General features: G+C 55.0%; 28 protein-coding genes. 12 read left to right on the top strand and 16 right to left on the bottom strand.

What is annotated here, in order from left to right:
• Window positions 1-23: 23 nt before the first annotated feature.
• The 5 genes from ahr to pepA all read right to left on the bottom strand — a co-directional run bounded on the left by ahr (window position 24) and on the right by pepA (window position 6,650).
• Complete coding sequence (gene ahr, locus ACMWKA_RS06980; RefSeq protein ID WP_013098954.1) at window positions 24-1,043, bottom strand: NADPH-dependent aldehyde reductase Ahr; 1,020 nt, start codon at window positions 1,041-1,043, stop codon at window positions 24-26.
• A gap of 83 nt (window positions 1,044-1,126) precedes the next feature.
• Complete coding sequence (locus tag ACMWKA_RS06975) at window positions 1,127-1,630, bottom strand: GNAT family N-acetyltransferase (RefSeq protein ID WP_013098953.1); 504 nt, start codon at window positions 1,628-1,630, stop codon at window positions 1,127-1,129.
• Window positions 1,631-1,753: 123 nt separating this feature from the next.
• A complete protein-coding gene (locus tag ACMWKA_RS06970) occupies window positions 1,754-4,609 on the bottom strand; it encodes a valine--tRNA ligase (RefSeq protein WP_013098952.1) in 2,856 nt (951 codons plus the stop codon).
• Window positions 4,609-5,052 carry a DNA polymerase III subunit chi gene (gene holC, locus ACMWKA_RS06965; protein ID WP_008502815.1) on the bottom strand — a complete coding sequence of 148 codons (444 nt, stop codon included), beginning with the start codon at window positions 5,050-5,052 and terminating at the stop codon, window positions 4,609-4,611. Before holC ends, ACMWKA_RS06970 begins: the two co-directional genes overlap by 1 nt.
• An 86-nt stretch (window positions 5,053-5,138) precedes the next feature.
• Entirely contained in the window at window positions 5,139-6,650 is a 1,512-nt protein-coding gene (gene pepA / locus ACMWKA_RS06960) for a leucyl aminopeptidase (protein WP_013098951.1), read from the bottom strand.
• A 266-nt stretch (window positions 6,651-6,916) separates the two neighbouring features.
• On the opposite strand from pepA, the gene lptF reads away from it, so the two are divergent.
• From lptF to mtgA, 5 genes are all read left to right on the top strand, one after another.
• The gene (gene lptF, locus ACMWKA_RS06955; RefSeq protein WP_100168369.1) at window positions 6,917-8,017 is read left to right on the top strand and encodes an LPS export ABC transporter permease LptF; all 1,101 of its coding nucleotides are present in this window, start codon (window positions 6,917-6,919) and stop codon (window positions 8,015-8,017) included.
• Window positions 8,017-9,099: an LPS export ABC transporter permease LptG gene (gene lptG, locus ACMWKA_RS06950; protein WP_013098949.1), complete on the top strand. Its 1,083-nt coding sequence runs from the start codon at window positions 8,017-8,019 to the stop codon at window positions 9,097-9,099. The genes lptF and lptG overlap by 1 nt, the downstream gene beginning before the upstream one ends.
• A gap of 135 nt (window positions 9,100-9,234) precedes the next feature.
• Window positions 9,235-11,568: an aerobic respiration two-component sensor histidine kinase ArcB gene (gene arcB, locus ACMWKA_RS06945; protein ID WP_013098948.1), complete on the top strand. Its 2,334-nt coding sequence runs from the start codon at window positions 9,235-9,237 to the stop codon at window positions 11,566-11,568.
• Window positions 11,569-11,799: 231 nt separating this feature from the next.
• The gene (elbB, locus tag ACMWKA_RS06940; RefSeq protein ID WP_023619937.1) at window positions 11,800-12,453 is read left to right on the top strand and encodes an isoprenoid biosynthesis glyoxalase ElbB; all 654 of its coding nucleotides are present in this window, start codon (window positions 11,800-11,802) and stop codon (window positions 12,451-12,453) included.
• A complete protein-coding gene (mtgA, locus tag ACMWKA_RS06935; RefSeq protein ID WP_013098946.1) occupies window positions 12,450-13,175 on the top strand; it encodes a monofunctional biosynthetic peptidoglycan transglycosylase in 726 nt (241 codons plus the stop codon). Before elbB ends, mtgA begins: the two co-directional genes overlap by 4 nt.
• Before the next feature lie 39 nt (window positions 13,176-13,214).
• Here the strand turns inward: mtgA and npr are convergent, their stop codons facing one another.
• The 11 genes from npr to ACMWKA_RS06880 all read right to left on the bottom strand — a co-directional run bounded on the left by npr (window position 13,215) and on the right by ACMWKA_RS06880 (window position 21,134).
• Window positions 13,215-13,487, bottom strand: a complete 273-nt coding sequence (gene npr / locus ACMWKA_RS06930) for a PTS phosphocarrier protein NPr (RefSeq protein WP_003861872.1) — start codon at window positions 13,485-13,487, stop codon at window positions 13,215-13,217.
• Window positions 13,484-14,338 carry an RNase adapter RapZ gene (gene rapZ / locus ACMWKA_RS06925; RefSeq protein WP_013098945.1) on the bottom strand — a complete coding sequence of 285 codons (855 nt, stop codon included), beginning with the start codon at window positions 14,336-14,338 and terminating at the stop codon, window positions 13,484-13,486. The genes npr and rapZ overlap by 4 nt, the downstream gene beginning before the upstream one ends.
• A gap of 45 nt (window positions 14,339-14,383) precedes the next feature.
• The gene (gene ptsN, locus ACMWKA_RS06920; RefSeq protein ID WP_013098944.1) at window positions 14,384-14,875 is read right to left on the bottom strand and encodes a PTS IIA-like nitrogen regulatory protein PtsN; all 492 of its coding nucleotides are present in this window, start codon (window positions 14,873-14,875) and stop codon (window positions 14,384-14,386) included.
• Between the two features lie 82 nt (window positions 14,876-14,957).
• Window positions 14,958-15,245, bottom strand: coding sequence for a ribosome hibernation promoting factor (gene hpf, locus ACMWKA_RS06915; protein WP_013098943.1), 288 nt, complete (start codon window positions 15,243-15,245; stop codon window positions 14,958-14,960).
• 22 nt (window positions 15,246-15,267) lie between these two features.
• Window positions 15,268-16,701 (bottom strand): RNA polymerase factor sigma-54, encoded by a 1,434-nt coding sequence (rpoN, locus tag ACMWKA_RS06910; RefSeq protein ID WP_013098942.1) that lies wholly within the window; start codon window positions 16,699-16,701, stop codon window positions 15,268-15,270.
• A gap of 47 nt (window positions 16,702-16,748) precedes the next feature.
• Window positions 16,749-17,474 carry an LPS export ABC transporter ATP-binding protein gene (gene lptB / locus ACMWKA_RS06905; RefSeq protein ID WP_013098941.1) on the bottom strand — a complete coding sequence of 242 codons (726 nt, stop codon included), beginning with the start codon at window positions 17,472-17,474 and terminating at the stop codon, window positions 16,749-16,751.
• A 6-nt stretch (window positions 17,475-17,480) separates the two neighbouring features.
• Window positions 17,481-18,035 (bottom strand): lipopolysaccharide ABC transporter substrate-binding protein LptA, encoded by a 555-nt coding sequence (gene lptA, locus ACMWKA_RS06900; RefSeq protein WP_013098940.1) that lies wholly within the window; start codon window positions 18,033-18,035, stop codon window positions 17,481-17,483.
• The gene (gene lptC / locus ACMWKA_RS06895) at window positions 18,004-18,579 is read right to left on the bottom strand and encodes an LPS export ABC transporter periplasmic protein LptC (RefSeq protein WP_013098939.1); all 576 of its coding nucleotides are present in this window, start codon (window positions 18,577-18,579) and stop codon (window positions 18,004-18,006) included. Before lptC ends, lptA begins: the two co-directional genes overlap by 32 nt.
• Window positions 18,576-19,142: a 3-deoxy-manno-octulosonate-8-phosphatase KdsC gene (gene kdsC, locus ACMWKA_RS06890; RefSeq protein WP_023622319.1), complete on the bottom strand. Its 567-nt coding sequence runs from the start codon at window positions 19,140-19,142 to the stop codon at window positions 18,576-18,578. Before kdsC ends, lptC begins: the two co-directional genes overlap by 4 nt.
• Before the next feature lie 14 nt (window positions 19,143-19,156).
• Window positions 19,157-20,143: an arabinose-5-phosphate isomerase KdsD gene (gene kdsD / locus ACMWKA_RS06885; protein WP_014833452.1), complete on the bottom strand. Its 987-nt coding sequence runs from the start codon at window positions 20,141-20,143 to the stop codon at window positions 19,157-19,159.
• A 13-nt stretch (window positions 20,144-20,156) separates the two neighbouring features.
• The gene (locus tag ACMWKA_RS06880) at window positions 20,157-21,134 is read right to left on the bottom strand and encodes a calcium/sodium antiporter (RefSeq protein WP_100168366.1); all 978 of its coding nucleotides are present in this window, start codon (window positions 21,132-21,134) and stop codon (window positions 20,157-20,159) included.
• A gap of 228 nt (window positions 21,135-21,362) precedes the next feature.
• On the opposite strand from ACMWKA_RS06880, the gene mlaF reads away from it, so the two are divergent.
• From mlaF to murA, 7 genes are all read left to right on the top strand, one after another.
• Window positions 21,363-22,175, top strand: a complete 813-nt coding sequence (mlaF, locus tag ACMWKA_RS06875; RefSeq protein ID WP_013098935.1) for a phospholipid ABC transporter ATP-binding protein MlaF — start codon at window positions 21,363-21,365, stop codon at window positions 22,173-22,175.
• Between the two features lie 7 nt (window positions 22,176-22,182).
• On the top strand, window positions 22,183-22,965 hold the full coding sequence (gene mlaE / locus ACMWKA_RS06870) for a lipid asymmetry maintenance ABC transporter permease subunit MlaE (RefSeq protein WP_010436044.1): 783 nt from the start codon (window positions 22,183-22,185) through the stop codon (window positions 22,963-22,965).
• Window positions 22,966-22,969: 4 nt separating this feature from the next.
• The gene (mlaD, locus tag ACMWKA_RS06865) at window positions 22,970-23,518 is read left to right on the top strand and encodes an outer membrane lipid asymmetry maintenance protein MlaD (RefSeq protein WP_013098934.1); all 549 of its coding nucleotides are present in this window, start codon (window positions 22,970-22,972) and stop codon (window positions 23,516-23,518) included.
• A gap of 18 nt (window positions 23,519-23,536) precedes the next feature.
• Window positions 23,537-24,172 (top strand): phospholipid-binding protein MlaC, encoded by a 636-nt coding sequence (gene mlaC, locus ACMWKA_RS06860; RefSeq protein WP_013098933.1) that lies wholly within the window; start codon window positions 23,537-23,539, stop codon window positions 24,170-24,172.
• Window positions 24,172-24,465, top strand: a complete 294-nt coding sequence (gene mlaB / locus ACMWKA_RS06855) for a lipid asymmetry maintenance protein MlaB (protein ID WP_023622313.1) — start codon at window positions 24,172-24,174, stop codon at window positions 24,463-24,465. Before mlaC ends, mlaB begins: the two co-directional genes overlap by 1 nt.
• A gap of 126 nt (window positions 24,466-24,591) precedes the next feature.
• Window positions 24,592-24,846: a BolA family iron metabolism protein IbaG gene (gene ibaG / locus ACMWKA_RS06850; RefSeq protein ID WP_008501458.1), complete on the top strand. Its 255-nt coding sequence runs from the start codon at window positions 24,592-24,594 to the stop codon at window positions 24,844-24,846.
• Window positions 24,847-24,896: 50 nt separating this feature from the next.
• Window positions 24,897-26,156, top strand: coding sequence for a UDP-N-acetylglucosamine 1-carboxyvinyltransferase (gene murA, locus ACMWKA_RS06845; protein WP_013098931.1), 1,260 nt, complete (start codon window positions 24,897-24,899; stop codon window positions 26,154-26,156).
• The last annotated feature ends 62 nt before the right edge of the window (window positions 26,157-26,218 follow it).

Below are 26,218 nucleotides of genomic sequence, written 5' to 3'. Positions count from 1 at the left end.
CGGTGGGAGAGGGGTGTGTCACATTAAAAATCTGCTTTCAACACCACACGGTAACGGGCTTTGCCGTCACGCACGTGCTGGATCGCTTCGTTGATTTTCGACATCGGATAGAGTTCGGTGGTTGGCGATACTTTCGTGCGCCCGGCGAACTTCATCAGTTTGCGCAACTCGAACGGCGTGCCGGTTGCAGAGCCGGACACGCTGCGATCCCCGCCGATCAGGGTAAACGCCGGAACCGGCAGCGGCTTCAGCACGGCACCTACCGTATGGAAGTTACCGCCGTAGGCCAGTGCTTCAAAGTACGGCTGCCAGTCGAGATCGACATTAACGGTGTTGATGATCAGATCGAATTGACCCGCCAGTGCTTTCAGCGCGTCTGGATCGCGGCTGTTCACCACTTTATCCGCTCCCATCGCCAGCACTTCTTGTTCTTTCGCCGGGTTAGAACTGAATGCCGTCACTTCGCAGCCCATCGCGTGCAGCAGTTTGATGGCAATATGACCGAGCCCCCCGATACCAATCACACCCACACGGCTGGTGGCGGTGATATGGTGCATCAGCAGCGGTTTAAAGACGGTAATGCCGCCGCACAGCAGCGGGCCTGCGGATTCGATATCAATGCTGTCCGGCAGCGGAATGACCCACTGCCAGTCGGCGCGCAGTTTATCGGCAAAACCGCCCTTGTTGAGGATGGTTGGAACGGCGCCTTCAAGGCAGTTGATCTGGTTGCCGCTGATACAGGCGTCGCAATGACCGCAGCTGCGTGCCGTCCAGCCAATACCCACGCGCTGGCCCACTTTCAGGCCTTTGTCCTGCGCAGCGCTGCCGAGCGCCACGACGCGGCCAATCACTTCGTGTCCGGCGACCAGTGGATAGCTTGAAAAGCCCCATTCGTTGTCGATCATGGAGAGATCCGAGTGGCAGATCCCACAGTAATCAACCTGTACTTCGACGTCTTCCGCTTTTAGTTCGCCCGCATCGTACTCGTACAGTTCAAGTTCTGCACCCGCCTGCGGTGCGGCGTAGCTTTTTATCTTCGACATCGTGTTTCCCCCGTTATGGTGTGAACTGAGAGTGTAGAGCATTCAGTTAACCACCGCTTAACAGAAGAGGGCAGCAAAAGTATTTACAACGTTTTCAGCATCCTGACTTCGCAATCGACGTGGCCGGTGCAGCCCAGCGGTGCATCAATATGCTCAAAGCCCAGATGTTCATACAGGCCGATGGCCTCTTTGAGGAAGGCGGTTGTTTCGAGGTAACAGCGTGTAAATCCCTGATTGCGGGCATAGTCGAGTGCGACCAGCGCCAGTCTCTTCGCCAGGCCTTGTCCGCGAACAGATGGCAGGAAATACATTTTCTGCAGCTCGCAGATATCCGGCTCGCTGCAGCTGAGCGGAGCAACGCCGCCGCCGCCCACCACCTGGCCATTCTGCTCAATAACCCAGTAGGCGTGGCCCGGCTGGCTGTAAAGCTGGAACAGCTCGTCCAGATTTGGATCAGCAACCGTGTAGCCTTTATCAGCCGTCAGGCCATATTCGGCAGAAACCGTACGGATAACGGCGGCGATAGCCGGGTTGTCCTGCACAGCGATCCGACGCATCGTCGTCGCGACGGGGGTAATCACGCTCATAGCATTACTCATTACAAAAATTGACACACAATTGCTGTTAATAGCACCGCAGAAAGGGGAGTGCAAGCGAGGAGTTTTCAGGAAGAATACCCCTTACGCCCTGAAGCGTAAGGGGTAAAAGCATTACAGGGCCGCAATCACCGCCTGCTGCTCAATCAGCTTGGTCTTCGCATCGGCGAAAGCAACCAGGCGTTCACGCTCTTTGGCGATGACCGCTTCCGGCGCGCGGGCGACAAAGCCTTCGTTCGCCAGTTTGCTTTCGATTTTGCCAATTTCCACGTCGACTTTCGCCACTTCTTTCGCCAGACGTGCCAGCTCAGCGTCTTTGTCGACGAGACCCGCCATTGGGATCAGCAGCTCAGCGCCGTCGATGATTTTCGTCACGGAGACCGGACCTTTGTCATCGGCTGGCAGCACGGTGATGCTTTCCAGACGCGCCATGGTTTTCAGGAAGGTATTGTTCTCGGTGACACGACGAACAGCCGCGTCGCTGCAACCGCGCAGGAGCAGTTCCAGCGGTTTGCCCGGGGCGATGTTCATTTCTGCACGGATGTTACGTACAGCGACGATCGCCTGCTTCAGCCACTCGGTATCCGCTGAGGCAGCTTCATCCACTTTAGCGGCATCGAATTCCGGGAACGGCTGCAGCATGATGGTGTCGGCGTTGATGCCCGCGATCGCTTTCACACGCTGCCAGATGGTTTCGGTGATAAATGGAATGATCGGGTGCGCCAGACGCAGCAGGCCTTCCAGCACAGTGATCAGCGTGTTACGCGTGCCGCGCAGCTCTGCCTCCGTTCCGCCGTTCATGACCGGCTTCGCCAGCTCCAGGTACCAGTCACAGAACTGGTTCCAGGTGAATTCGTACAGAATGCCCGCCGCGATGTCGAAGCGGTAGCTGTCCAGCGCCTCGCGGAATGCTTTCACCGTCTGGTTGAATTCCGCCAGGATCCAGCGGTCGGCCAGAGAGAGGATCATCTCGCCGCCGTTGAAGCCGCAATCCTGATCTTCGGTGTTCATCAGCACGAAGCGGCTGGCGTTCCACAGTTTGTTACAGAAGTTACGGTAACCTTCCAGACGCTTCATGTCCCAGTTGATGTCGCGACCGGTAGAGGCCAGCGCCGCCAGAGTGAAACGCAGGGCGTCAGTACCGTGAGATTCAATCCCGTTCGGGAACTGCTTCTCGGTGCGCTTGCGGATCTTCTCTGCCAGCTGTGGCTGCATCATGTTACCGGTGCGTTTTTCCAGCAGCTCTTCCAGGGAGATCCCGTCCACCATATCCAGCGGGTCAATGACGTTGCCCTTGGATTTGGACATCTTCTGGCCTTCATCGTCACGGATAAGACCGGTCATATAGACGGTATGGAACGGAACCTGCGGCTTGCCGTTTTCATCTTTAATGAAGTGCATGGTCATCATGATCATGCGGGCAATCCAGAAGAAGATGATATCGAAGCCAGACACCATCACGCTGGTTGGGTGGAACTGACGCAGCGCGTCGGTGTTCTCTGGCCAGCCGAGGGTGGAGAAGGTCCACAGCGCGGAGGAGAACCAGGTATCCAGCACGTCTTCGTCCTGACGCAGGGCAACGTCTGCGCTCAGGTTGTTTTCCTGACGCACTTCATCTTCACTGCGCCCAACGTATACGTTGCCTTCGTTGTCGTACCATGCCGGGATACGGTGACCCCACCACAGCTGACGGGAGATACACCAGTCCTGAATATCGCGCATCCAGGAGAAGTACATGTTTTCGTACTGCTTCGGCACGAACTGAATGCTGCCGTTTTCAACCGCTTCAACAGCCGGTTTTGCCAGCACGTCGGCACGCACATACCACTGGTCGGTCAGCATTGGCTCGATAACCACGCCACCACGGTCGCCGTACGGCACGGTCAGATCGTGAGGTTTAATCTCTTCCAGCAGGCCGAGTGCGTCAACGGCAGCCACAATCGCTTTACGCGCGGCAAAGCGTTCCAGCTTCTGGAACTCTGCCGGAATGTCGCTTGAGTAAACGTCGGATTCGTTGCCTTTGGTGTCATACACTTCTGCGCTTTCACGGATGTCACCGTCGAAGGTCAGAATGTTGATCATCGGCAGGGCGTGACGACGACCCACTTCGTAGTCGTTGAAGTCGTGCGCCGGGGTGATTTTCACGCAGCCGGTGCCTTTTTCCATGTCGGCGTGTTCGTCGCCCACTATTGGAATGCGGCGGTTCACCAGCGGCAGCACCACGAATTTGCCAATCAGATCTTTATAACGCGGATCTTCCGGGTTAACGGCCACGCCGGTATCGCCCAGCAGGGTTTCCGGACGGGTGGTCGCCACCACTAAGTAATCTTTACCGTCTGCGGTTTTCGCGCCGTCTGCCAGCGGATAGCGGATGTGCCACATGGAGCCTTTAGACTCGCGGTTTTCCACTTCCAGGTCAGAGATCGCGGTGCGCAGTTTCGGGTCCCAGTTAACCAGGCGTTTGCCACGGTAAATCAGGTCTTCTTTGTACAGACGGACGAACACTTCTTTTACGGCGTTGGAAAGGCCTTCGTCCATGGTGAAACGCTCGCGCTCCCAGTCTACGGAGTTACCGAGACGGCGCATCTGACGGGTAATGGTGCCGCCAGATTCTGCTTTCCACTGCCAGATTTTATCGATAAAGGCGTCGCGACCGTAATCGTGACGGGTTTTACCCTCTTCAGCGGCAATCTTACGCTCAACCACCATCTGGGTCGCGATACCCGCGTGGTCAGTCCCCGCCTGCCACAGGGTGTTTTTGCCCTGCATGCGCTGGTAGCGGATCATGGTATCCATGATGGTCTGCTGGAAGGCATGACCCATATGCAAACTGCCGGTGACGTTCGGCGGCGGGATCATGATGCAGAAGGACTCTTTGCTTTCATCGCCGTTAGGCTTGAAATAGCCCTGCTGTTCCCAGTGCTCGTAAAGCGGCTGTTCGATATCGCGTGGGTTATATGTCTTTTCCATTATTTCCAGGTTGCCGTATTCAGGTTAAAACCAGCCAGGCGGTACGCTTTGTAGCGTTCGCGCGCCAGTTGTTTCAAGGATTCTTCGTAAGGGACAAAGTCTACCACTTCTGTGAAAGCGGTGGCAAAATCTGCAAAATCTATCCGCAGGCTAATCAGAATATCGCGCGCGCTGCTGTTGCGCTTTTGCGGCCAGGCTATCTCGACCGGTGCGCCGCCGCGCGGCCCTTCGCCAGACAGGTTATGCGGTACAAAACTCTCCGGCGGGCGCGCCCACAGCGCTTCGTCAAGACGAATCGCCTGCTGTTCATCTTCACAGGCAATCAGAACCCGCTTACCTGCGCGCCAACGTTCTGCGGCAATTTCACACACCAGCTGTTCTACGGCGCTGAGGCCATCCTGATGGGTGTCATTGTCCAGAAGGTAGAACGTTGCATTCTTCATATATGGGGCTTCTTGTGCTCACTTTAAATACTTAAGCCGGGTGGCGGCTTCGCCTTACCCGGCCTACGGTTTACTGCCGTTTTGACTTACTCGTCGCCATTAAATCCGGCGCGGTTTAGCAGAAACTGCGACAGCAACGCAACCGGACGACCGGTCGCGCCTTTGGCTTTTCCGGAGCGCCATGCGGTGCCGGCAATATCCAGGTGCGCCCAGTTGTACTTGCGGGTGAAGCGTGCCAGGAAGCAGCCCGCGGTGATGGCACCACCAGGACGGCCGCCGATGTTCGCCATGTCCGCAAAGTTAGATTCCAGCTGTTCCTGGTATTCGTCACCCAGTGGCAGACGCCATGCGCGGTCACCGGCTTGTTCGGACGCGCCGATAAGCTCGTGCGCCAGCGGATTGTGGTTCGACATCAGGCCGGTGATGTGGTGGCCCAGCGCGATCACGCAGGCACCGGTCAGGGTGGCCACGTCGATCACCACGTCAGGTTCGAAGCGTTCAACGTAGGTTAATACGTCGCACAGCACCAGACGGCCCTCGGCATCGGTGTTCAGCACCTCAACGGTCTGGCCGGACATGGTGGTCAGGACATCACCCGGACGATAAGCGCGTCCACCCGGCATGTTTTCGCAGCCCGCCAGCACGCCGATAACATTAATCGGTAACTGAAGTTCAGCCACCATACGCATCACGCCATACACCGCCGCTGCACCACACATGTCGTACTTCATCTCATCCATGCCTTCAGAAGGCTTGATGGAGATACCACCGGAGTCGAAGGTCAGGCCTTTACCGACCAGCACAACAGGACGCGCGTCTTCTGACGGATTGCCCTTGTATTCGATAACCGACATCAGGGATTCGTTCTGCGAGCCGTTGCCCACCGCCAGGTAAGAGTGCATACCCAGCTCTTTCATCTGCTGTTCGCCGATAACGCGGGTGATGACATTTTTGCTGTAGGAGTCAGCCAGCTGGCGCGCCTGAGAAGCCAGATAGGCGGCGTTACAGATATTAGGCGGCATGTTGCCCAGATCTTTTGCGGCTTTAATCCCGGCGGCAATCGCCAGACCGTGCTGGATGGCGCGCTCGCCGCTGGTGAGTTCGCGACGGGTTGGCACGTTAAAGACCATTTTACGCAGCGGACGGCGCGGCTCGCTTTTGTTGGTCTTGAGCTGATCGAAGCTGTACAGGCTCTCTTTTGCGGTTTCGACAGCCTGGCGCACTTTCCAGTAGGTGTTACGACCTTTGACGTGCAGTTCGGTCAGGAAGCAAACGGCTTCCATTGAGCCGGTGTCATTCAGGGTATTAATTGTTTTCTGAATCACCTGCTTATACTGACGTTCATCCAGCTCGCGCTCTTTACCGCAGCCAATCAGCAGAATACGTTCGGACAGCACGTTCGGAACATGGTGCAGTAACAGCGTCTGCCCAGGTTTGCCTTCCAGTTCGCCACGGCGCAGCAGGGCGCTAATGTAGCCGTCACTGATTTTATCGAGTTGCTCGGCGATCGGGGAGAGTCGGCGTGGTTCAAAGACGCCCACAACGATGCAGGCACTCCGCTGTTTCTCCGGGCTACCGCTTTTTACACTGAACTCCATGCACTACGCTCCTGAATCTTAAAGACAACAGCGGCTGCTACGGATAGAATTGAAACCTTTCGTAACTCAAGTCCGCTGTTGTGGTGACTTCGTGTTAATCTTACGTTATTACGGTTTCGACACGTCAGAAAAAGTCCTGAAGCGTGAATCCGCCGGGTGTTTTAATCTTAGCGATGATTTCGACGACTCAAGAGAATAAATGACGTTTAAGCCATGAAACAAGCGATTTTCCAGCAAAGAGACGGGTTTTTACGGGCGTATTTAAAGTGATAATCATAAGATATCTGGTGCGGGAGACGCTCAAAAGCCAACTGGCGATCCTCTTCATCCTGCTGCTGATTTTTTTCTGTCAGAAGCTGGTCAAGATCCTCGGTGCGGCCGTTGACGGCGAAATTCCAACGAATCTGGTGCTTTCCCTGCTTGGTTTAGGGATCCCGGAAATGGCGCAGCTTATTCTGCCGCTAAGTCTTTTCCTCGGTCTGCTCATGACGCTCGGTAAGCTTTATACCGAGAGTGAAATCACGGTGATGCATGCCTGTGGCTTGAGCAAAGCTGTTCTGGTGAAAGCCGCCATGATACTGGCGCTGTTCACGGGTATCGTCGCCGCGGTGAATGTGATGTGGGCGGGCCCACTGTCCTCTCGTCATCAGGATGAAGTGCTGGCTGAAGCAAAAGCGAACCCCGGTATGGCGGCATTAGCGCAGGGGCAGTTCCAGCAGGCGACCGACGGAAACTCAGTGCTGTTTATTGAGAGCGTCGACGGCAGTAAATTCAACGACGTCTTCCTGGCACAGCTGCGGACCAAAGGAAACGCCCGTCCATCGGTGGTGGTAGCAGACTCCGGTCAGCTTGCGCAGCGCAAAGATGGTTCCCAGGTCGTGACGCTGAATAAAGGCACCCGCTTTGAAGGCACCGCGATGCTTCGTGACTTCCGTATTACGGATTTCCAGAACTATCAGGCCATTATTGGTCATCAGGCGGTGGCGCTCGATCCAACGGATACCGAGCAAATGGATATGCGTACGCTGTGGAACACTGATACTGACAGAGCGCGTGCGGAGTTCCACTGGCGTATTACGCTCGTCTTCACCGTGTTTATGATGGCATTGATTGTCGTGCCGCTGAGCGTGGTGAACCCGCGTCAGGGGCGCGTGCTCTCAATGCTGCCGGCGATGCTGCTGTACCTGATCTACTTCCTGCTGCAAACCTCGATTCGTTCTAACGGCGCGAAGGGTAAGCTGGACCCGATGCTCTGGACGTGGTTCGTCAACAGCCTGTACATCTTACTGGCGCTGGGATTAAACCTGTGGGATACGGTGCCAGTGCGCCGCATACGTGCCCGATTTTCGCGTAAAGGAGCCATCTAATGCAGGCGTTTGGCGTTCTTGATCGCTATATCGGTAAAACCATTTTCACCACCATCATGATGACGTTGTTCATGCTGGTGTCGCTCTCCGGCATTATTAAATTTGTCGATCAGCTGAAAAAAGCCGGGCAAGGGAGCTACGACGCGCTGGGTGCAGGGATGTATACCCTGCTCAGCGTGCCAAAAGATGTGCAGATCTTCTTCCCGATGGCGGCCCTGCTGGGCGCGCTGCTGGGGCTGGGGATGCTTGCACAGCGCAGCGAACTGGTTGTGATGCAGGCATCGGGCTTTACCCGTTTGCAGGTGGCGCTGTCGGTCATGAAAACCGCGATCCCACTGGTGCTGTTGACCATGGCGATTGGCGAGTGGGTGGCACCGCAGGGCGAACAGATGGCGCGTAACTATCGTGCCCAGGCGATGTACGGCGGTTCACTGCTCTCTACACAGCAAGGGTTATGGGCGAAAGATGGCCAGAACTTCGTCTATATCGAACGCGTGAAAGGGGATGATGAGCTGGGCGGCGTGAGTATTTACGCCTTCAATGATGAGCGTCGTTTACAGTCTGTACGTCACGCATCGTCAGCGAAGTTTGACCCCGAACACAAGCAGTGGCGGTTATCCCAGGTTGACGAGTCTGACCTGACGAACCCAAAACAGATCACCGGCTCTCAGACGGTGTCCGGGACGTGGAAAACCAACCTCACGCCGGACAAACTCGGGGTGGTGGCGCTGGATCCGGACGCGCTCTCCATCAGCGGGTTGCACAACTACGTCAAATACCTGAAGTCGAGCGGGCAGGATGCCGGGCGCTATCAACTCAATATGTGGAGCAAAATCTTCCAGCCGATGTCCGTGGCGGTGATGATGCTGATGGCCCTGTCGTTTATCTTTGGCCCGCTGCGTAGCGTACCGATGGGTGTTCGTGTGGTCACCGGGATCAGCTTCGGCTTTGTATTCTACGTCCTCGATCAGATCTTTGGCCCGCTGACGCTGGTTTACGGCATTCCGCCAATTATTGGTGCGCTGCTGCCGAGCGCCAGCTTCCTGCTGATCAGCCTCTGGCTGCTGCTGAAACGCTCCTGATTCTCCTCTCCTCGCTTCCGGTTAGCAGGAAGCGAGGCTAATCTCCTGTTTCACCCCGCACTTTTTCTCACAACCTTCAACGTCCCGCCGCGAATTTGAGTATTATTGAGCGATAAAGTCGTGAAGGGATCCTCTATGAAGCAAATTCGAATGCTTGCCCAGTACTACGTCGACCTGATGATGAAGCTCGGGCTGGTGCGTTTCTCCATGCTGCTGGCGCTGGCGCTGGTTGTTCTGGCCATTGTCGTGCAAATGGCCGTGACCATGGTGTTGCATGGTCAGGTCGAGAGTATCGACGTCATCCGCTCTATCTTCTTCGGTTTGCTGATCACCCCCTGGGCGGTCTATTTTCTTTCCGTCGTCGTTGAACAGCTGGAGGAGTCCCGTCAGCGCCTGTCAAAACTGGTTGATAAGCTGGAAGAGATGCGCGAGCGCGATTTAAAGCTCAACGTCCAGTTGAAAGACAACATTGCCCAGCTTAACCAGGAGATTTCAGATCGTGAGAAGGCGGAAGCCGAGCGTCAGGCGACGCTTGAGCAGCTGAAAATCGAAATGAAAGAGCGTGAGGTGACGCAGATCCAGCTTGAGCAGCAATCCTCTTTCCTGCGTTCATTCCTTGATGCTTCTCCGGATCTGGTTTTCTACCGCAACGAAGACAAAGAGTTCTCCGGCTGTAACCGGGCGATGGAGCTGCTGACCGGCAAAAGCGAAAAGCAGCTGATCCACCTGAAACCCCAGGATGTGTACTCAGAAGAGGCGGCTGCCAAGGTCATGGAGACGGACGAAAAAGTCTTCCGCCACAATGTCTCGCTGACCTATGAACAGTGGCTGGATTACCCGGACGGGCGTAAAGCCTGCTTTGAGATCCGTAAAGTGCCGTACTACGACCGCGTCGGGAAACGCCACGGCCTGATGGGCTTTGGCCGCGATATCACCGAGCGTAAGCGTTATCAGGATGCCCTTGAGCGCGCCAGCCGCGATAAGACGACTTTCATCTCCACCATTAGCCATGAACTGCGTACCCCGTTGAACGGCATCGTCGGCTTAAGCCGTATTCTGCTGGACACCGACCTGACGGCGGAGCAGGAAAAATACCTCAAAACGATCCATGTCTCGGCGGTCACGCTGGGGAATATCTTCAACGATATTATCGACATGGATAAGATGGAGCGCCGTAAAGTCCAGCTTGATAACCAGCCGGTTGATTTCACCAGCTTCCTTGCCGATCTGGAAAACCTGTCCGGCCTGCAGGCGCAGCAAAAGGGGCTGAGCTTTGTCATGGAGCCAACCCTGCCGCTGCCGCACAAAGTGGTCACGGACGGCACGCGTCTGCGCCAAATCCTCTGGAACCTGATCAGCAACGCGGTGAAATTTACCCAGCAGGGGCAGGTGGCGGTGCGTATCCGCTATGACGAAGGCGACATGCTGCACTTTGAGGTGGAAGACTCAGGCATTGGCATTCCGCAGGAAGAGCAGGACAAAATCTTTGCCATGTATTATCAGGTGAAGGACAGCAACGGTGGTAAGCCTGCTACCGGCACGGGCATTGGCCTTGCGGTATCGAAACGGCTCGCGAAGAGCATGGGCGGTGATATCACCGTGGCCAGCCAGGCGGGCAAAGGCTCTACCTTTACGCTGACGGTGCATGCCCCGGCGGTGGCAGAAGAGGTTGAGGATACCTTTGAACAAGACGATATGCCGCTCCCTGCGCTGCATGTTCTGCTGGTCGAAGACATCGAGCTGAACGTGATTGTGGCGCGCTCGGTGCTGGAAAAACTGGGTAACAGCGTGGACGTGGCGATGACCGGAAAAGCCGCGCTGGAGATGTTTAAACCGGGCGAATATGACCTCGTCCTGCTGGATATTCAACTGCCGGACATGACCGGGCTGGATATCTCCCGTGCGCTGACAACGCAGTATGCCGCCGATGAACTGCCGCCGCTGGTCGCGCTGACGGCCAACGTCCTGAAAGATAAAAAAGAGTACCTCGATGCCGGTATGGATGATGTGCTCAGCAAGCCGCTGGCGGTGCCTGCTCTGACCGCCATGATCAAGAAGTTCTGGGATACCCATGATGAAGAGGAGAGCACCATGACGTCTGTTGATAGCGCGAAGGCCCAAACGATTCTGGATACTGCGATGCTGGAGCAGTACATCGACCTGGTTGGCCCAAAACTGATTACCGATGGTCTGGCCGTGTTCGAAAAAATGATGCCTGGCTACCTGAGCGTGCTGGAGTCCAACCTGACCGCACGCGATCAGAAAGGCATTGTGGAAGAAGGACATAAGATCAAAGGTGCTGCAGGCTCTGTCGGGTTACGCCACTTACAGCAGTTGGGACAACAGATTCAGTCACCTGATTTACCGGCATGGGAAGATAACGTGGGTGATTGGGTCGAGGAGATGAAACAAGAGTGGCAGAACGATGTGGCGGTGCTCAAAGCCTGGGTGGATGCCAGAAAAAAATGACCCCGGCTTAACCGGGGTGCGCGAATACTGCGCCAACACCAGGGAAATCGTGGCTGCGCCTGATTTTTCGTGTTGTTTTCGCATGGGCGCCGCCTGAAAATTTAGGCCGCACGCAGATAAGATAGCAAATCTTAAATGGTTTGTTACATGAATCAGTGAAATGTGTGAAGCATAGCGTTTTAATCAAAATTAATTATGTGCTTCAGCAAGTTGCAAAGAAGGAACGTCAGGATGAAAAAGGTTGGTGTCGTACTGAGCGGATGCGGTGTTTACGATGGTTCAGAAATTCATGAAGCCGTCATCACGCTGCTGGCCCTGGCAAGACAGGGGGCGGAAGCGATCTGTTTCGCGCCAGACAAAAAGCAGGCAGATGTGATTAATCATCTGACCGGAGAGGCCATGGCGGAAACCCGTAACGTACTGATTGAAGCGGCGCGTATTGCGCGTGGCGATGTCCACCCCCTTATTCAGGCGGACGCCGCTGAGCTCGATGCGTTAATCGTGCCGGGCGGGTTTGGGGCGGCCAAAAATCTCAGTACCTTTGCTTCAGAAGGGGCGGCGTGTCAGATCGATCCCCATTTAAAAGCGCTGTCGCAGGCGATGCACGCGGCAGGTAAACCGCAGGGCTTTATCTGTATCGCGCCGGCAATGCTGCCTAAAATTTTTGATTTCCCGCTGCGGCTGACAATTGGCACCGATATTGATACCGCAGAAATCATTGAGGAGATGGGCGGCGAGCACGTACCTTGTCCGGTGGATGACATTGTGGTGGATGAAGACAACAAGGTCGTTACCACGCCTGCCTGGATGCTGGCGCAGAATATTGCCGAGGCCGCTGCAGGCATCGAAAAACTGGTGGCCAGAGTACTGGTGTTGACTGAATGAGTCGTAAATTCGGCGCAGGCGCGTGGGTGAAACGCGCCCTGTTGCGCATCGTTCTCGTGCTCGCGGTATTCTGGGGCGGCGGACTCGCCTTATTCAGCATTATGCCGGTCCCGTTTTCGGCCGTGATGGTCGAGCGTCAGCTTGGGGCATGGCTCAGCGGTGATTTCAGCTATGTGGCCCACTCGGACTGGGTGAGTATGGATGAGATCTCACCGTTTATGGGGCTGGCGGTCATTGCGGCAGAGGATCAGAAATTCCCGGAACACTGGGGGTTTGACGTGGCGGCAATCGAGAAAGCGCTGGCGCACAATGAACGCCACGAAAACCGCGTCCGTGGTGCATCGACATTATCGCAGCAAACCGCAAAGAATCTGTTCCTGTGGGACGGTCGCAGCTGGGTACGAAAAGGGCTGGAAGCGGGGTTGACGCTGGGGATGGAAACGGTCTGGAGCAAAAAACGCATTCTGACCGTCTATCTCAATATTGCTGAGTTTGGCGATGGCGTGTTTGGTGTTGAGGCCGCCGCGCAGCGCTATTTCAATAAACCGGCCAGCCGACTGAGTATGTCCGAAGCGGCGCTCCTGGCTGCCGTCTTGCCTAATCCCATCCGCTTTAAGGCTAATGCCCCGTCCGGGTACGTGCGAAGCCGTCAGGCGTGGATCATGCGCCAGATGCGTCAGTTAGGCGGGGAAGGGTTTATGCAGCGTAATAAGCTGATGTAGGGCGGGTAAGCGCAGCGCCACCCGCCAGCGGGGCTGAAATTAATCCTCGTCAAACCCGGCGTTAAACAGCGCAATCACCGCCGCCAGCGCTTCCTCTTCCTGTGGGCCGGTGGCTTCGACTTCAATCTGGCGACCTTTGGCGGAGTCCAGCATCAGCAGCGCAATGACGCTGTTTGCTTCCGCTTCGGTCCCTTCATCATTTCGCAGCAGAACTTCCGCATCGAAACCCTGCATCAGTTCAAACAGCTTCATTGCCGGGCGGGCGTGCATGCCCAGCTTATTGGTGATCTCAACGGTTTGTTTTACGGTCATGTTTTACGTTTTTCCAGCGTGCGATGACGGGACTGAACGTTCTTTCCGCGTGAACGGAAATAGTCGGCCAGCTGTTCGGCGATATAGACCGAACGATGTTTACCGCCGGTACAGCCAATCGCCACCGTCAGATAGCTACGATTGTTTGTCTCCAGCATAGGTAACCATAGCTCAAGGTAGCTTCGCGTCTGGTAGATAAAATTGTGAACTTCTGTGTGCCTGTCGAGGAACGCCGCGACGGGTTTATCCAGACCGGTCATTGGACGCAGTTTCGGATCCCAGTGCGGGTTTGGCAGGAAGCGCACGTCGAAAACATAATCCGCATCGATAGGAATGCCGTGCTTAAAGCCGAATGACTCAAACACCATTGTCAGTTCACGCTCGCGTTTGCCCAGTAAACGGGTACGCAGCATTTCTGCCAGCTCGTGAACGGACATTTCGGAGGTGTCGACAATCAAATCGGCACGTGAGCGCAGGGGCTCCAGCAGGTCGCTCTCTTCGTCGATTGCGCTCTCCAGAGAGAGGTTCTTGCTGGAAAGCGGGTGCAAACGACGGGTATCGCTGTAGCGACGGATCAGCGTGTTGCGGTCCGCATCAAGGAACAACAGCTGAGGTGAAAAGGTGTCCGGCAGGTTGCTCATCGCCTGTTCAAAGATTTCTGGCGATTCAGGCATGTTACGGACGTCGATGCTGACGGCGGCAGAGATTTGTCTGTCTGCAAGGGTGCGCGCCAGCTCGGGCAGCAGTACCACCGGCAGGTTATCTACGCAGTAAAAACCCATGTCTTCCAGCGCGCGCAGGGCGACGGATTTCCCCGACCCTGAACGGCCACTGACAATCATCAGCACCATGTTCCGTTTCTCCTCAGGACAACAGATGTGAAGGCCATCTCCTGGTTATGCCTCATCCTGACTGCCTTCTGCTTCAGTGATAATTTCATAAAGCTCTTCATCACTTTGCGCTGAGCGCAGTCGACGGCAGATGGTTTTATCGGCCAGGCGTTTAGCGACCAGTGAAAGCGTATGCAGATGGGTTTTCGTCTGATCGGCAGGAACCAGCAGCGCGAAGAGGAGATCAACGGGCTGGTTATCGATGGCATCAAAGGCAATAGGCGTTTCCAGTTGCACAAACACACCGACGGCACGCAGGGTGTCCTCTTCCAGTTTGCCATGCGGGATCGCAATGCCGTTGCCGATACCGGTACTGCCCATTTTTTCACGGGTCAGGATGGCTTCGAATACGACCTGCGGTGGCAGGCCCAGCTGTTTTGCGGCCAGTTCACTGATAATCTCCAGCGCACGTTTTTTGCTCTGGCAGTGAACGCCACTGCGGGTACATTCCTGGTTAAGGACATTGCTCAATTGAAGAGCGGAATCGTTGTTCATCATAATTTCACCTAAGCGCTAACTGTACAAATGGCCTGTTGTGCTCCACAACAGGCCTTCCTGCACCCGTTAACTGCCCGGACAATTAGTGTTGTTTCAGTTTATCTTTATGTTTATTGAGCTGTCTTGCAAGCTTATCAATCAAGCCGTCGATAGCAGCGTACATGTCTTGCCCTTCCGCACTGGCGTGGAGTTCGCCCCCATTGACATGCAGGGTTGCATCCGAGATATGAGTCACTTTCTCCACTTTCAACACAATATAGACCTGATTGATCCTTTCGAAATACTGCTCGAGTTTTGCGAATTTCGTGTTCACAAAGTCGCGTAAGGCTTCAGTAATTTCGACGTTTTGTCCAGTGATGTTGAGCTGCATAGTGTCTTCCTTATCGGTTGTGTCAGACCAGCTGTTTACGCTGGTTAGACGGCGGAATGGATAAAGACTCTCGATACTTCGCAACAGTACGACGTGCCACCATAATACCCTGGTCGGACAGCATGGTGGTTAACTTACTGTCGCTCAGTGGCTTCGCGGGGTTCTCCGCGGCGATCAACTTCTTCACCAGTGCACGAATCGCCGTTGACGAGGCTTCGCCACCGCCTTCGGTATTCACATGGCTGGAGAAGAAATACTTAAGCTCAAATATACCGCGAGGACTGTGCAGATACTTCTGCGTGGTCACGCGGGAAATCGTTGATTCATGCATCTCGACGGCCTGGGCGATATCCGCCAGCACCATCGGTTTCATATACTCTTCGCCCTGCTCAAAGAAAGCCTGCTGTTGTTCGACGATACAGCGGCTCACCCGCAACAGCGTATCATTGCGGCTCTCCAGGCTTTTGATTAACCAACGCGCTTCCTGCAGATTGCTACGAATATATTGGTTGTCGGCGTCGTTACGCGCGCTGGTGCACATGGAGGCATATTGCTGATTGATTTGCAGGCGAGGAATGCTGTCTGAATTGAGTTCAACGACCCAGCGGCCGTTGTGTTTTCTGACCAGCACGTCAGGTATGACGTATTCAGGCTCACTGGTCTGGATCGACTGGCCGGGGCGAGGATCGAGCGACTGGATCAGGTTAACCGCCTCTTTCAACACCTCTTCTTTCAGACGCGTAACGCGCATCAGGGTACGGAAATCATGGTTAGCCAGCAGATCCAGATGATCGCTGATGATTAAGCGGGCTTCATCGATCCAGGGCGTCTCTTTGCTGAACTGCGAAAGCTGGATCAGCAGACAGTCGCGCAGGTCTTTCGCTGCTACGCCCACCGGGTCGAAACGCTGAATGCGCTTCAGAACGGCTTCTATCTCTTCAAGTTCAATCTCGTCATCGCCCATGCTTTCCAGAATATCGTCCAGCGTGACGGTCAGATAGCCGGTGTCGTCAACGGCATCGACAATCGATGTAGCAATCGCGCGATCGGTATCGGAGAAAGGGGTCAGCTCCACCTGCCACATCAGGTAATCCTGTAGTGACTGGGTGGTTTCACCCTGATAGACCGGTAGCTCATCGTCCTGGTAGTCTGCACGCGTGCCGGAAGGGGTTCCGGCGGTGTAGATTTCATCCCAGCTGGCATCCAGCGGAAGCTCGTCCGGCATCTCTTTTTGTTCGAGTGCATCGGCGGTATCGAGGGCTTCCGTGTCCTGTGATTGCTGAGTGTCTACCTCGTCATGAAGATCGGCTTGCTCCAGCAGCGGATTGCTGTCCAGCGCTTGCTGGAGCTCCTGCTGGAGTTCTAATGTGGACAGTTGCAACAGGCGAATCGCCTGTTGTAACTGCGGCGTCATCGCCAGTTGTTGGCTGAGCCTTAATTGCAAACCTTGCTTCATGTTCAGAGCATTTTTCTCCGGTTCGGCGTTACTTTACCTCTACCCTATCAGAGTCTGAAGTCTTCCCCAAGATAGACGCGCTTAACATGATCATCTTCGAGGATCTGCTGTGGCGTGCCGTGGGCGATCAGGTTGCCCTGGCTCACGATATACGCACGTTCACATACGGCCAGTGTTTCACGGACGTTGTGGTCAGTAATCAACACGCCAAGACCGCTGTCGCGCAGATGCTCAATAATACGTTTAATGTCGATAACGGAGATGGGGTCAACGCCTGCAAATGGTTCATCCAGCAGGATGAACTTCGGGTTTGCTGCCAACGCGCGTGCAATTTCAACACGGCGGCGTTCCCCCCCGGACAGCGCCTGACCGAGGCTATCGCGCAGGTGCTCAATGTGAAACTCTTCCATCAGCTCGTTGGCGCGATCCTGACGCTGTTCGCTGGTCAGGTCGTCACGAATTTGCAGAACGGCCATCAGGTTATCGAAGACGCTCAGGCGACGGAAAATGGAGGCTTCCTGCGGCAGGTAGCCAATACCACGGCGCGCGCGCGCATGCAGCGGCAGAAGGCTGATGTCTTCATCATCAATGATGATATTACCGGCATCGCGCGGGACAATACCCACAACCATGTAGAAGGTCGTGGTTTTACCTGCACCGTTTGGACCAAGCAGGCCAACAATTTCGCCGGAGTTGACGGTCAGACTGACATCTTCCACGACACGGCGGCCCTTATAGGCCTTCGCGAGATTTTTTGCAGTTAATGTTGCCATAACGAATTAGTTACTCTTCTTCTGTGCCGGGGCCTGGCCCTTGCCTTTGTCCTGCAGCTGAGACGGCACTAACACGGTGGTGACGCGTTTGCCTTTCTCGCTGGAGGCCTGCATTTTTTGCTCTTTCACCAGATAGGTGATCTTATCGCCGGTGATATTGCTATCGAGCTGTTCCAGATAGGCGTTACCGGTAAGGATGACCAGATCTTTCGCCAGTTCATAATGCATGTGGCTGGCATGGCCCTTTACTGGCTTGCCGTTGTCCTGCATCTGGTAGAACGTGGCCGGGTTGCCGTAGCCATCAATGATCTCTTTGCCCTGTTCGCCACCTGGACGGGTAACGACCACCTTATCGGCGTTAATCTTGATGGTGCCCTGGGTCATAACCACGTTGCCGGTAAAGGTAACGACATTACCCTGCATATCAAGAGACTGCGTATCGGACTCGATATGGATCGGCTGTTCGGTATCGCCAGTAACAGCAAGCGCGGGAAGACTGGCCGCCAGCATCGCGCTGGCGATAATTACTTTAAGGCTGAGTTTGTTTGTTTTGAATTTCATAGGAGGTTCTAACCTTTTCAATCAGCTCGGCGTTTTTGCTGCGTAAGTTCCCGCGCATTCTTAAACCGCTGGAATTAAATGTTGTGCCGTACAGAGTGACCAGATCCTGCGACGTCACATCCTGAGTAACCAGGTTGATCTGGGCATTATCTGTCGTAATTTTGCGCAGTTGTGAGTCAGCGGTCAGGGCGTTGACTTCAACATGGCCATAAAGATAAAGCATACGGTCATTCGTCAGTTTTGCCCGGTCAGACTTAATCGACCACGTCGGCACTTTGTCCTTATCAAACGTCGTCATGACCGGCTGGGTAAACCACGAAATACCGTCATCTGAAAAATATTCAACGTGCTGGGCAATCAGGCGATAGTTCAGCGCACCTTCCGGGCTATAGACTACGGTATCACTGTGATCGCTTTTATAGGTTGGATCGTTATTGTTGATCACTTCCGTTTGCGTATCGTCACGATCGGCAAGGTTCACGCCAATCAGTATCAGTGCGACAAGCGAAAGCAGAATGATAACCCAACGTCTGGTTTTACTCATATCGATTGCCCTTTGGCCTCATCAAGCTTGCCCTGCGCCAGCAGAAGCAGATCGCAGACTTCACGTACGGCACCACGGCCACCGTTGATGTGGGTAACATAATCAGCCCGCGGGATCAGCAGCGGATGCGCATCCGCAACCGCGACACTCAGGCCAATCTCAGCCATTACCGGCCAGTCGATAAGGTCGTCCCCGACATAGGCCACATGTTCTGGCGCGATAGACAGTTTACCCAGTAAATCATTGAAAGCAGCCATCTTATCGGACTGTCCCTGATACAGATGGCTAATGCCCAACGTTTCACAGCGATCTTCTACCAGTTTAGCTTTTCGCCCGGTGATGATGGCAACCTCGATACCCGATGTGAGCGCACAACGTATACCGTAGCCATCGCGAACGTTGAACGCTTTCAGCTCTTCACCATTATTGCCCATGTAAATCAGGCCATCGGACAGTACGCCGTCCACATCCAGAATCAGCAGGCGAATGTTTTCTGCCTTTGCCATCACGTGGGCACTGACCGGACCATAACAGGTTGCAAGGGATGCACCCGCATTACTCATTGTCTTATCCTTCATTACACTACGCCTGCGCGCAGCAGATCATGCATATGTACCACACCCAGCAATTGGTCGCCATCGGCAACCATCACTGAGGTGATATGTCGGGACTGCATCAGGTTCAGTACATCCACCGCCAGCGTGCCCGGGCGAACGCGAATCCCGCCGGGCGTCATCACATCGGCAATACCCAGCGTGCGAACATCCACGCCCATGTCGAACACGCGACGCAGGTCACCGTCGGTGAAAATCCCTTCGATCTTCATCAGATCGTCACACACCACCGTCATGCCCAGGTTTTTACGGGTGATTTCCAGCAGCGCATCACGCAGAGAGGCCTCTTTACTGACGTGAGGGATCTCATCGCCAGTATGCATAATATCGTTAACCCGCAGCAGCAGTTTCCGACCCAGCGCACCGCCAGGATGGGAAAGCGCGAAATCTTCAGGGGTAAAACCGCGGGCTTCAAGGAGCGCAACGGCAAGCGCGTCTCCCATCACCAGCGCCGCGGTGGTGCTGGATGTCGGCGCAAGACCCAGTGGGCAGGCCTCTTTCGGCACTTTCACGCACAGGTGAATATCCGCCGCACGTGCCATGCTGCTTTCCGGGCGGCTTGTCATGCAAATGAGCGGGACCTGCAGCCGCTTCAGAACCGGTATCAGCGCCAGGATCTCGTTGGACTCCCCGGAGTTTGACAGCGCAATGACGACATCCTGCGGCGTCACCATACCCAGATCGCCGTGTGCCGCTTCTCCTGGATGTACAAAGAAGGAGGAGGTGCCGGTGCTGGCGAAAGTGGCGGCCATTTTGCGGCCAATGTGGCCGGACTTGCCCATCCCCATTACCACGACTTTACCGGCACAGTAGAACATCTTCTCACAGGCCAGACTGAAATCCTGATTAATGTACTGATCTAACTGCGCCAGACCTTCACGTTCAATCTCCAGAACGTCTTTGCCTGCTTTCTGAAAGTCAAAACCCGGCTGCAATTCTATTTGCGACATAATGCGTTTCCGTTTACCCAGAGAGAAGAGGCGAAAGCCAGTACAGCATCGCCATCCATACGATAAATCCACCCGTCAGCAGCGCGCCTGCGCCTTTGCCGATCTGTCGTTGCCGCCGCCAGCAGAGCAGGGCAAAGATAACGCTCACCAGCAACATCACCCCGTAATCACGTGTGAAGGCCAGCGGGTTAAACGGCCCGGGCGTTATCAGGGCTGGCAGGCCCATGACGATGGCAATATTGAAGATGTTCGAGCCGATAATATTGCCGATGGCGATGTCATCTTCACCTTTACGTGCCCCGGCAATGGCCGTGGCCAGCTCCGGCAGGCTGGTGCCGATGGCGATCACGGTCAGGCCAATGGTCAGTTCGCTCATGGCGAAATAATTCGCCAGTACCGTCGCGTTATCCACGACCATCCGTGTTGCCATGGGCATAATGATCAACGCGACACCCAGCCAGAGCAGTGCCACAGGCAGCGTACCTTCACGCGGGAGCTCGGCGACCTGCTCACGCGTCAGGCTGTCCTGACCCTGTTTTTCCGCCAGGCGGGCAATGTTAACACTATAGAGCAGCCAGATGACCGCCAGCGCCAGCAAGAAAATGCCGTCACTGTAGCTCAGAACGCCATCGTAAAATACGCATCCTGCCAACAGGCTTACGATCAACATTAGCGGCAATTCCCGGCGCAGAACATCAGAATGCACGCGAAATGGATGGAGCAGCGCGGCCAGGCCCAGAATAAGCAGAATATTGACGATGTTAGAGCCAATCGCGGTGCCAACAGCAAGGTCTATCTGACCATGCAGCGATGCCGTCACAGAGACGATGATTTCAGGCAGGGAGGTTCCAACACTGACCACGGTCATCCCGATGACAACAGGGGGGACGCCAGTGAGGCGGCACAGGATCGATGCAGCAAACACCAAACGGTCAGCACTGTAGACCACCAAAAGTAAACCAATTATTAACAGTGCTGTTGCTAAAAGCATCAAAAGTCCTTTCTTCAGGTATACTCGCCGGTCCACCGCGCGGGAATTGTTAGCGCTGCATACAGCCTAAGACGTAACGAATTCCTAATTTTGACTTTATGCGCCGGAAAAGTAAAACAAATGCCAGCTTTCGCTAACCTCTACGGCTAATATTCTGTAAAAATGTGGGGTTTAGGGCTGATTTAAGCTTCACGCTTCGCATGAAGCAGGGTAAGAAAGGAACCGTAAATGAGCCAAACGATGGCGAATTTAGTCGATGTCCGTGGGGTGAGCTTTTCTCGCGGCAACAGATTGATATTTGATGATATTTCGTTGACCGTGCCGCATGGCAAAATCACAGCCATCATGGGACCGTCCGGGATCGGTAAAACGACCCTGCTGCGACTTATCGGTGGGCAGATCCCACCCGATAGCGGTGAAATCCTCTTCGACGGCGAAAACGTACCGGAGATGTCGCGGTCGCGCCTGTATACTGTGCGCAAGCGGATGAGCATGCTCTTTCAGTCGGGGGCCTTGTTCACCGACATGAACGTCTTTGATAATGTCGCCTATCCGCTGCGCGAGCATACGCAGCTTCCGCCAGAGCTGCTGAAAAGCACGGTAATGATGAAGCTGGAGGCGGTAGGGCTGCGTGGCGCCGCAAAGCTGATGCCGTCAGAGCTGTCTGGTGGCATGGCGCGCCGTGCCGCGCTGGCGAGAGCCATTGCGCTGGAACCCGATTTAATCATGTTCGACGAACCGTTTGTCGGACAGGATCCAATTACGATGGGCGTGCTGGTGAAGCTCATCTCTGAATTGAACAGCGCGCTCGGCGTCACCTGCATTGTGGTGTCTCACGATGTGCCGGAAGTGTTGAGTATTGCCGACTATGCCTACATTGTGGCAGACAAAAGGATCGTCGCGCACGGCAGCGCCCAGGCGTTGCAGGAAAACTGCGATCCGCGAGTACGGCAGTTCCTCGACGGTATTGCGGATGGGCCTGTGCCGTTCCGCTACCCTGCGGGCGACTATCGTGACGATTTATTGGGAATAGGGAGTTAAGCCACTCATGCTGTTAAATGCGTTGGCCGCTCTTGGACACCGTGGCATAAAAACCATCAGGACGTTCGGGCGCGCCGGATTGATGTTGTTCAACGCGCTGGTCGGCAAGCCGGAGTTCCGCAAGCACGCGCCTTTACTGGTACGGCAACTCTATAACGTCGGCGTGCTGTCGATGCTGATCATCATTGTGTCCGGTCTGTTTATCGGCATGGTGCTGGGGCTGCAGGGCTACCTTGTGCTGACGACCTACAGCGCGGAAACCAGCCTCGGCATGCTGGTGGCGCTTTCGCTGCTGCGTGAACTGGGGCCGGTGGTGGCGGCACTGCTGTTTGCCGGACGCGCAGGGTCGGCGCTCACCGCAGAGATTGGTCTGATGCGTGCCACCGAGCAGCTTTCCAGTATGGAAATGATGGCGGTCGATCCGTTGCGGCGTGTTATCTCACCCCGTTTCTGGGCAGGGGTTATCTCCTTACCGTTGCTGACTATCCTGTTTGTGGCCGTCGGTATCTGGGGCGGTTCGTTGGTGGGCGTTCACTGGAAAGGGATTGATGCCGGTTTCTTCTGGTCTGCCATGCAGGACGCCATCGATTTGCGAATGGATCTGGTTAACTGTTTGATTAAAAGCGTGGTATTTGCCATTACGGTCACCTGGATTGCGTTATTTAATGGTTACGATGCCATCCCGACGTCGGCGGGCATTAGCCGTGCAACTACACGTACTGTCGTACATTCGTCGCTGGCCGTACTGGGTCTGGATTTTGTGCTCACCGCACTGATGTTTGGGAATTGAGTTCATGCAAACGAGAAAAAATGAAATTTGGGTCGGCGTGTTCCTGTTGCTGGCACTGCTTGCCGCACTGTTTATCTGCCTGAGAGCGGCGGATATCACCTCAGTGCGTACCGAACCGACTTATCGCATCTATGCCACTTTCGACAATATCGGAGGGCTGAAGGCGCGCTCTCCTGTGCGTATTGGCGGTGTGGTTATTGGCCGTGTGGCTGACATTACGCTTGATGAAAAAACCTATCTGCCGCGCGTGGCGATGGATATTGAAGAGCGTTACAACCATATCCCGGATACCAGCTCGCTTTCTATCCGCACCTCCGGCCTGCTGGGCGAACAATATCTGGCATTGAACGTTGGCTTTGAAGATCCTGAGCTTGGAACGACTATCCTTAAAGACGGTAGCGTCATCCAGGATACCAAGTCCGCGATGGTGCTGGAGGACATGATTGGTCAGTTCCTTTACAACAGTAAGGGAGATGATAAAAAGTCCGATGCTGCCCCTGCGCAGACTGAAGATCATACCAACGTCGCACCGACACCTGGCACGACGAATTAATATCAGGAGAAGTCATTCATGTTTAAACGACTGTTAATGGTTGCCATGCTGGTTATTGCCCCTCTCACGGCTGCACACGCCGCGGATCAGAGCAACCCGTACAAACTGATGGACGAAGCCGCGAAGAAAACCTTCGATCGTCTTAAAAACGAACAGCCTAAAATTCGTTCTAATCCTGATTATCTGCGTGACGTGGTCGATCAGGAGCTGCTGCCGTATGTGCAGATCAAATATGCCGGTGCGCTGGTGCTGGGGCGTTATTACAAAGACGCTACCCCTGCGCAGCGTGAAGCCTACTTTGCTGCTTTCCGTGAATACCTGAAACAGGCTTACGGCCAGGCGCTGGCGATGTACCACGGCCAGACCTACCAGATTGCACCGGAACAGCCGCTGGGTGATGCCACCATAGTGCCTATTCGCGTCACGATCATCGATCCTAACGGTCGTCCACCGGTTCGCCTGGATTTCCAGTGGCGTAAAAACAGCCAGACCGGCAACTGGCAGGCGTATGACATGATCGCCGAAGGGGTGAGCATGATCACGACTAAACAGAATGAGTGGAGCGACCTGCTGCGTACTAAAGGCATTGATGGCCTGACCGCCCAGCTGCAGTCTATCTCTCGCCAGAAAATCACCCTGGATGAGAAGAAGTAATGTCGCAGCAACTGAGCTGGTCGCGTGAGGGCGAAACATTAAAGCTGTCCGGTGAACTCGATCAGGATCTGCTCAACCCGTTATGGGATAAACGCCATGACGCCATGCAGGGCGTTACGCTGATCGATTTGAGCGGCGTCACGCGGGTAGATACGGCTGGGGTGGCGCTGCTTGCCCACCTCATTGCCGTGGGGAAAAAGCAGGGGGCAACCGTAATGCTTCACGGGGCCAGCGATAATGTCGTCACCCTGGCGCAGCTCTACAATCTTCCTCAGGACGTACTGCCGCATTAATATTTTCAGTGCGTTACTTCTGAAAGCCCTGACAGTTTCATCGTCGGGGCTTTTTGCTTGTTTAAGACGACGCCACTTTGCTCTAAGATGTTGGGCTTGTTTTCACTATCAGATGATTAAGAACCCATGGAAAATCATGAAATCCAGACAGTGCTGATGAATGCACTCTCCCTTCAGGAAGCCCACGTCACAGGCGATGGCAGTCACTTCCAGGTTATTGCTGTGGGTGAGATGTTCGACGGTATGAGCCGTGTGAAGAAACAGCAGGCTGTGTACGCGCCGCTGATGGAATATATTGCGGATAACCGCATCCACGCCCTGTCGATTAAAGCGTTCACCCCGCAAGAGTGGGCACGCGATCGCAAACTAAACGGTTTTTGAGCTGAGGGCGATGCGCCCGCAGCACGGTTGAATTTATAAGAGAGCACACCATGGATAAATTTCGTGTACAGGGGCCGACGCGCCTCCAGGGCGAAGTCACAATTTCTGGCGCGAAAAACGCCGCGCTGCCGATCCTCTTTGCTGCGCTGCTCGCGGAAGAGCCGGTAGAAATTCAGAACGTACCGAAGCTGAAAGATATCGACACCACCATGAAGCTGCTCACCCAGTTGGGGACGAAAGTCGAGCGTAATGGCTCCGTCTGGATCGATGCCAGCAACGTGAACAACTTCTCAGCACCGTACGACCTGGTGAAAACCATGCGTGCATCCATCTGGGCGCTTGGCCCGCTGGTAGCGCGTTTTGGTCAGGGACAGGTGTCACTGCCTGGTGGTTGCGCCATTGGCGCGCGTCCTGTTGACCTGCATATCTTCGGTCTGGAGAAGCTGGGCGCGGAGATCAAACTGGAAGAAGGTTACGTTAAAGCGTCCGTTAATGGCCGCCTGAAAGGCGCACACATTGTCATGGATAAAGTGAGCGTTGGCGCAACCGTCACCATTATGTCCGCGGCAACGCTGGCAGAAGGTACCACCATTATCGAAAACGCCGCGCGCGAGCCGGAAATTGTGGATACCGCCAACTTCCTCGTGGCGCTGGGTGCAAAAATCTCTGGCCAGGGTACCGATCGCATCACCATTGAAGGCGTTGAGCGTCTGGGTGGCGGTGTGTATCGCGTTCTGCCAGACCGTATTGAAACCGGGACTTTCCTGGTGGCTGCGGCCATTTCTGGCGGCAAGATTGTTTGCCGTAATGCGCAGCCTGACACCCTGGATGCTGTGCTGGCGAAGCTGCGTGAAGCGGGTGCGGATATCGAAACCGGTGAAGACTGGATCAGCCTTGATATGCACGGTAAACGTCCAAAAGCGGTAACCGTTCGCACGGCGCCGCATCCGGCATTCCCGACCGATATGCAGGCTCAGTTCACGCTGCTGAACCTAGTGGCAGAAGGTACGGGTGTGATCACCGAGACTATCTTCGAGAACCGCTTCATGCACGTACCGGAGCTGATCCGTATGGGCGCACATGCAGAGATCGAAAGTAACACGGTGATTTGCCACGGTGTTGAGAAGCTCTCCGGTGCGCAGGTTATGGCAACCGATCTGCGTGCGTCTGCGAGCCTGGTATTAGCGGGTTGTATCGCGGAAGGAACGACGGTTGTGGATCGTATCTACCACATCGATCGTGGTTACGAGCGTATTGAAGACAAACTGCGCGCGCTGGGTGCCAATATCGAGCGTGTGAAGGGCGAGTAATCGTTCCGGCAGCCCCCTGCCAGAGATGGCCGGGGGGGTGCTGTTCCTGTCAAAAAAAGCGC

Origin of the sequence: Enterobacter sp. 03-F-07-AD-ECC (assembly GCF_047530935.1) — a bacterium.
GTDB lineage: Bacteria > Pseudomonadota > Gammaproteobacteria > Enterobacterales > Enterobacteriaceae > Enterobacter > Enterobacter cloacae.
The sequence above is the reverse complement of the archived record's forward strand: the minus strand, read 5'-3'. Positions and strand labels throughout refer to the sequence as shown.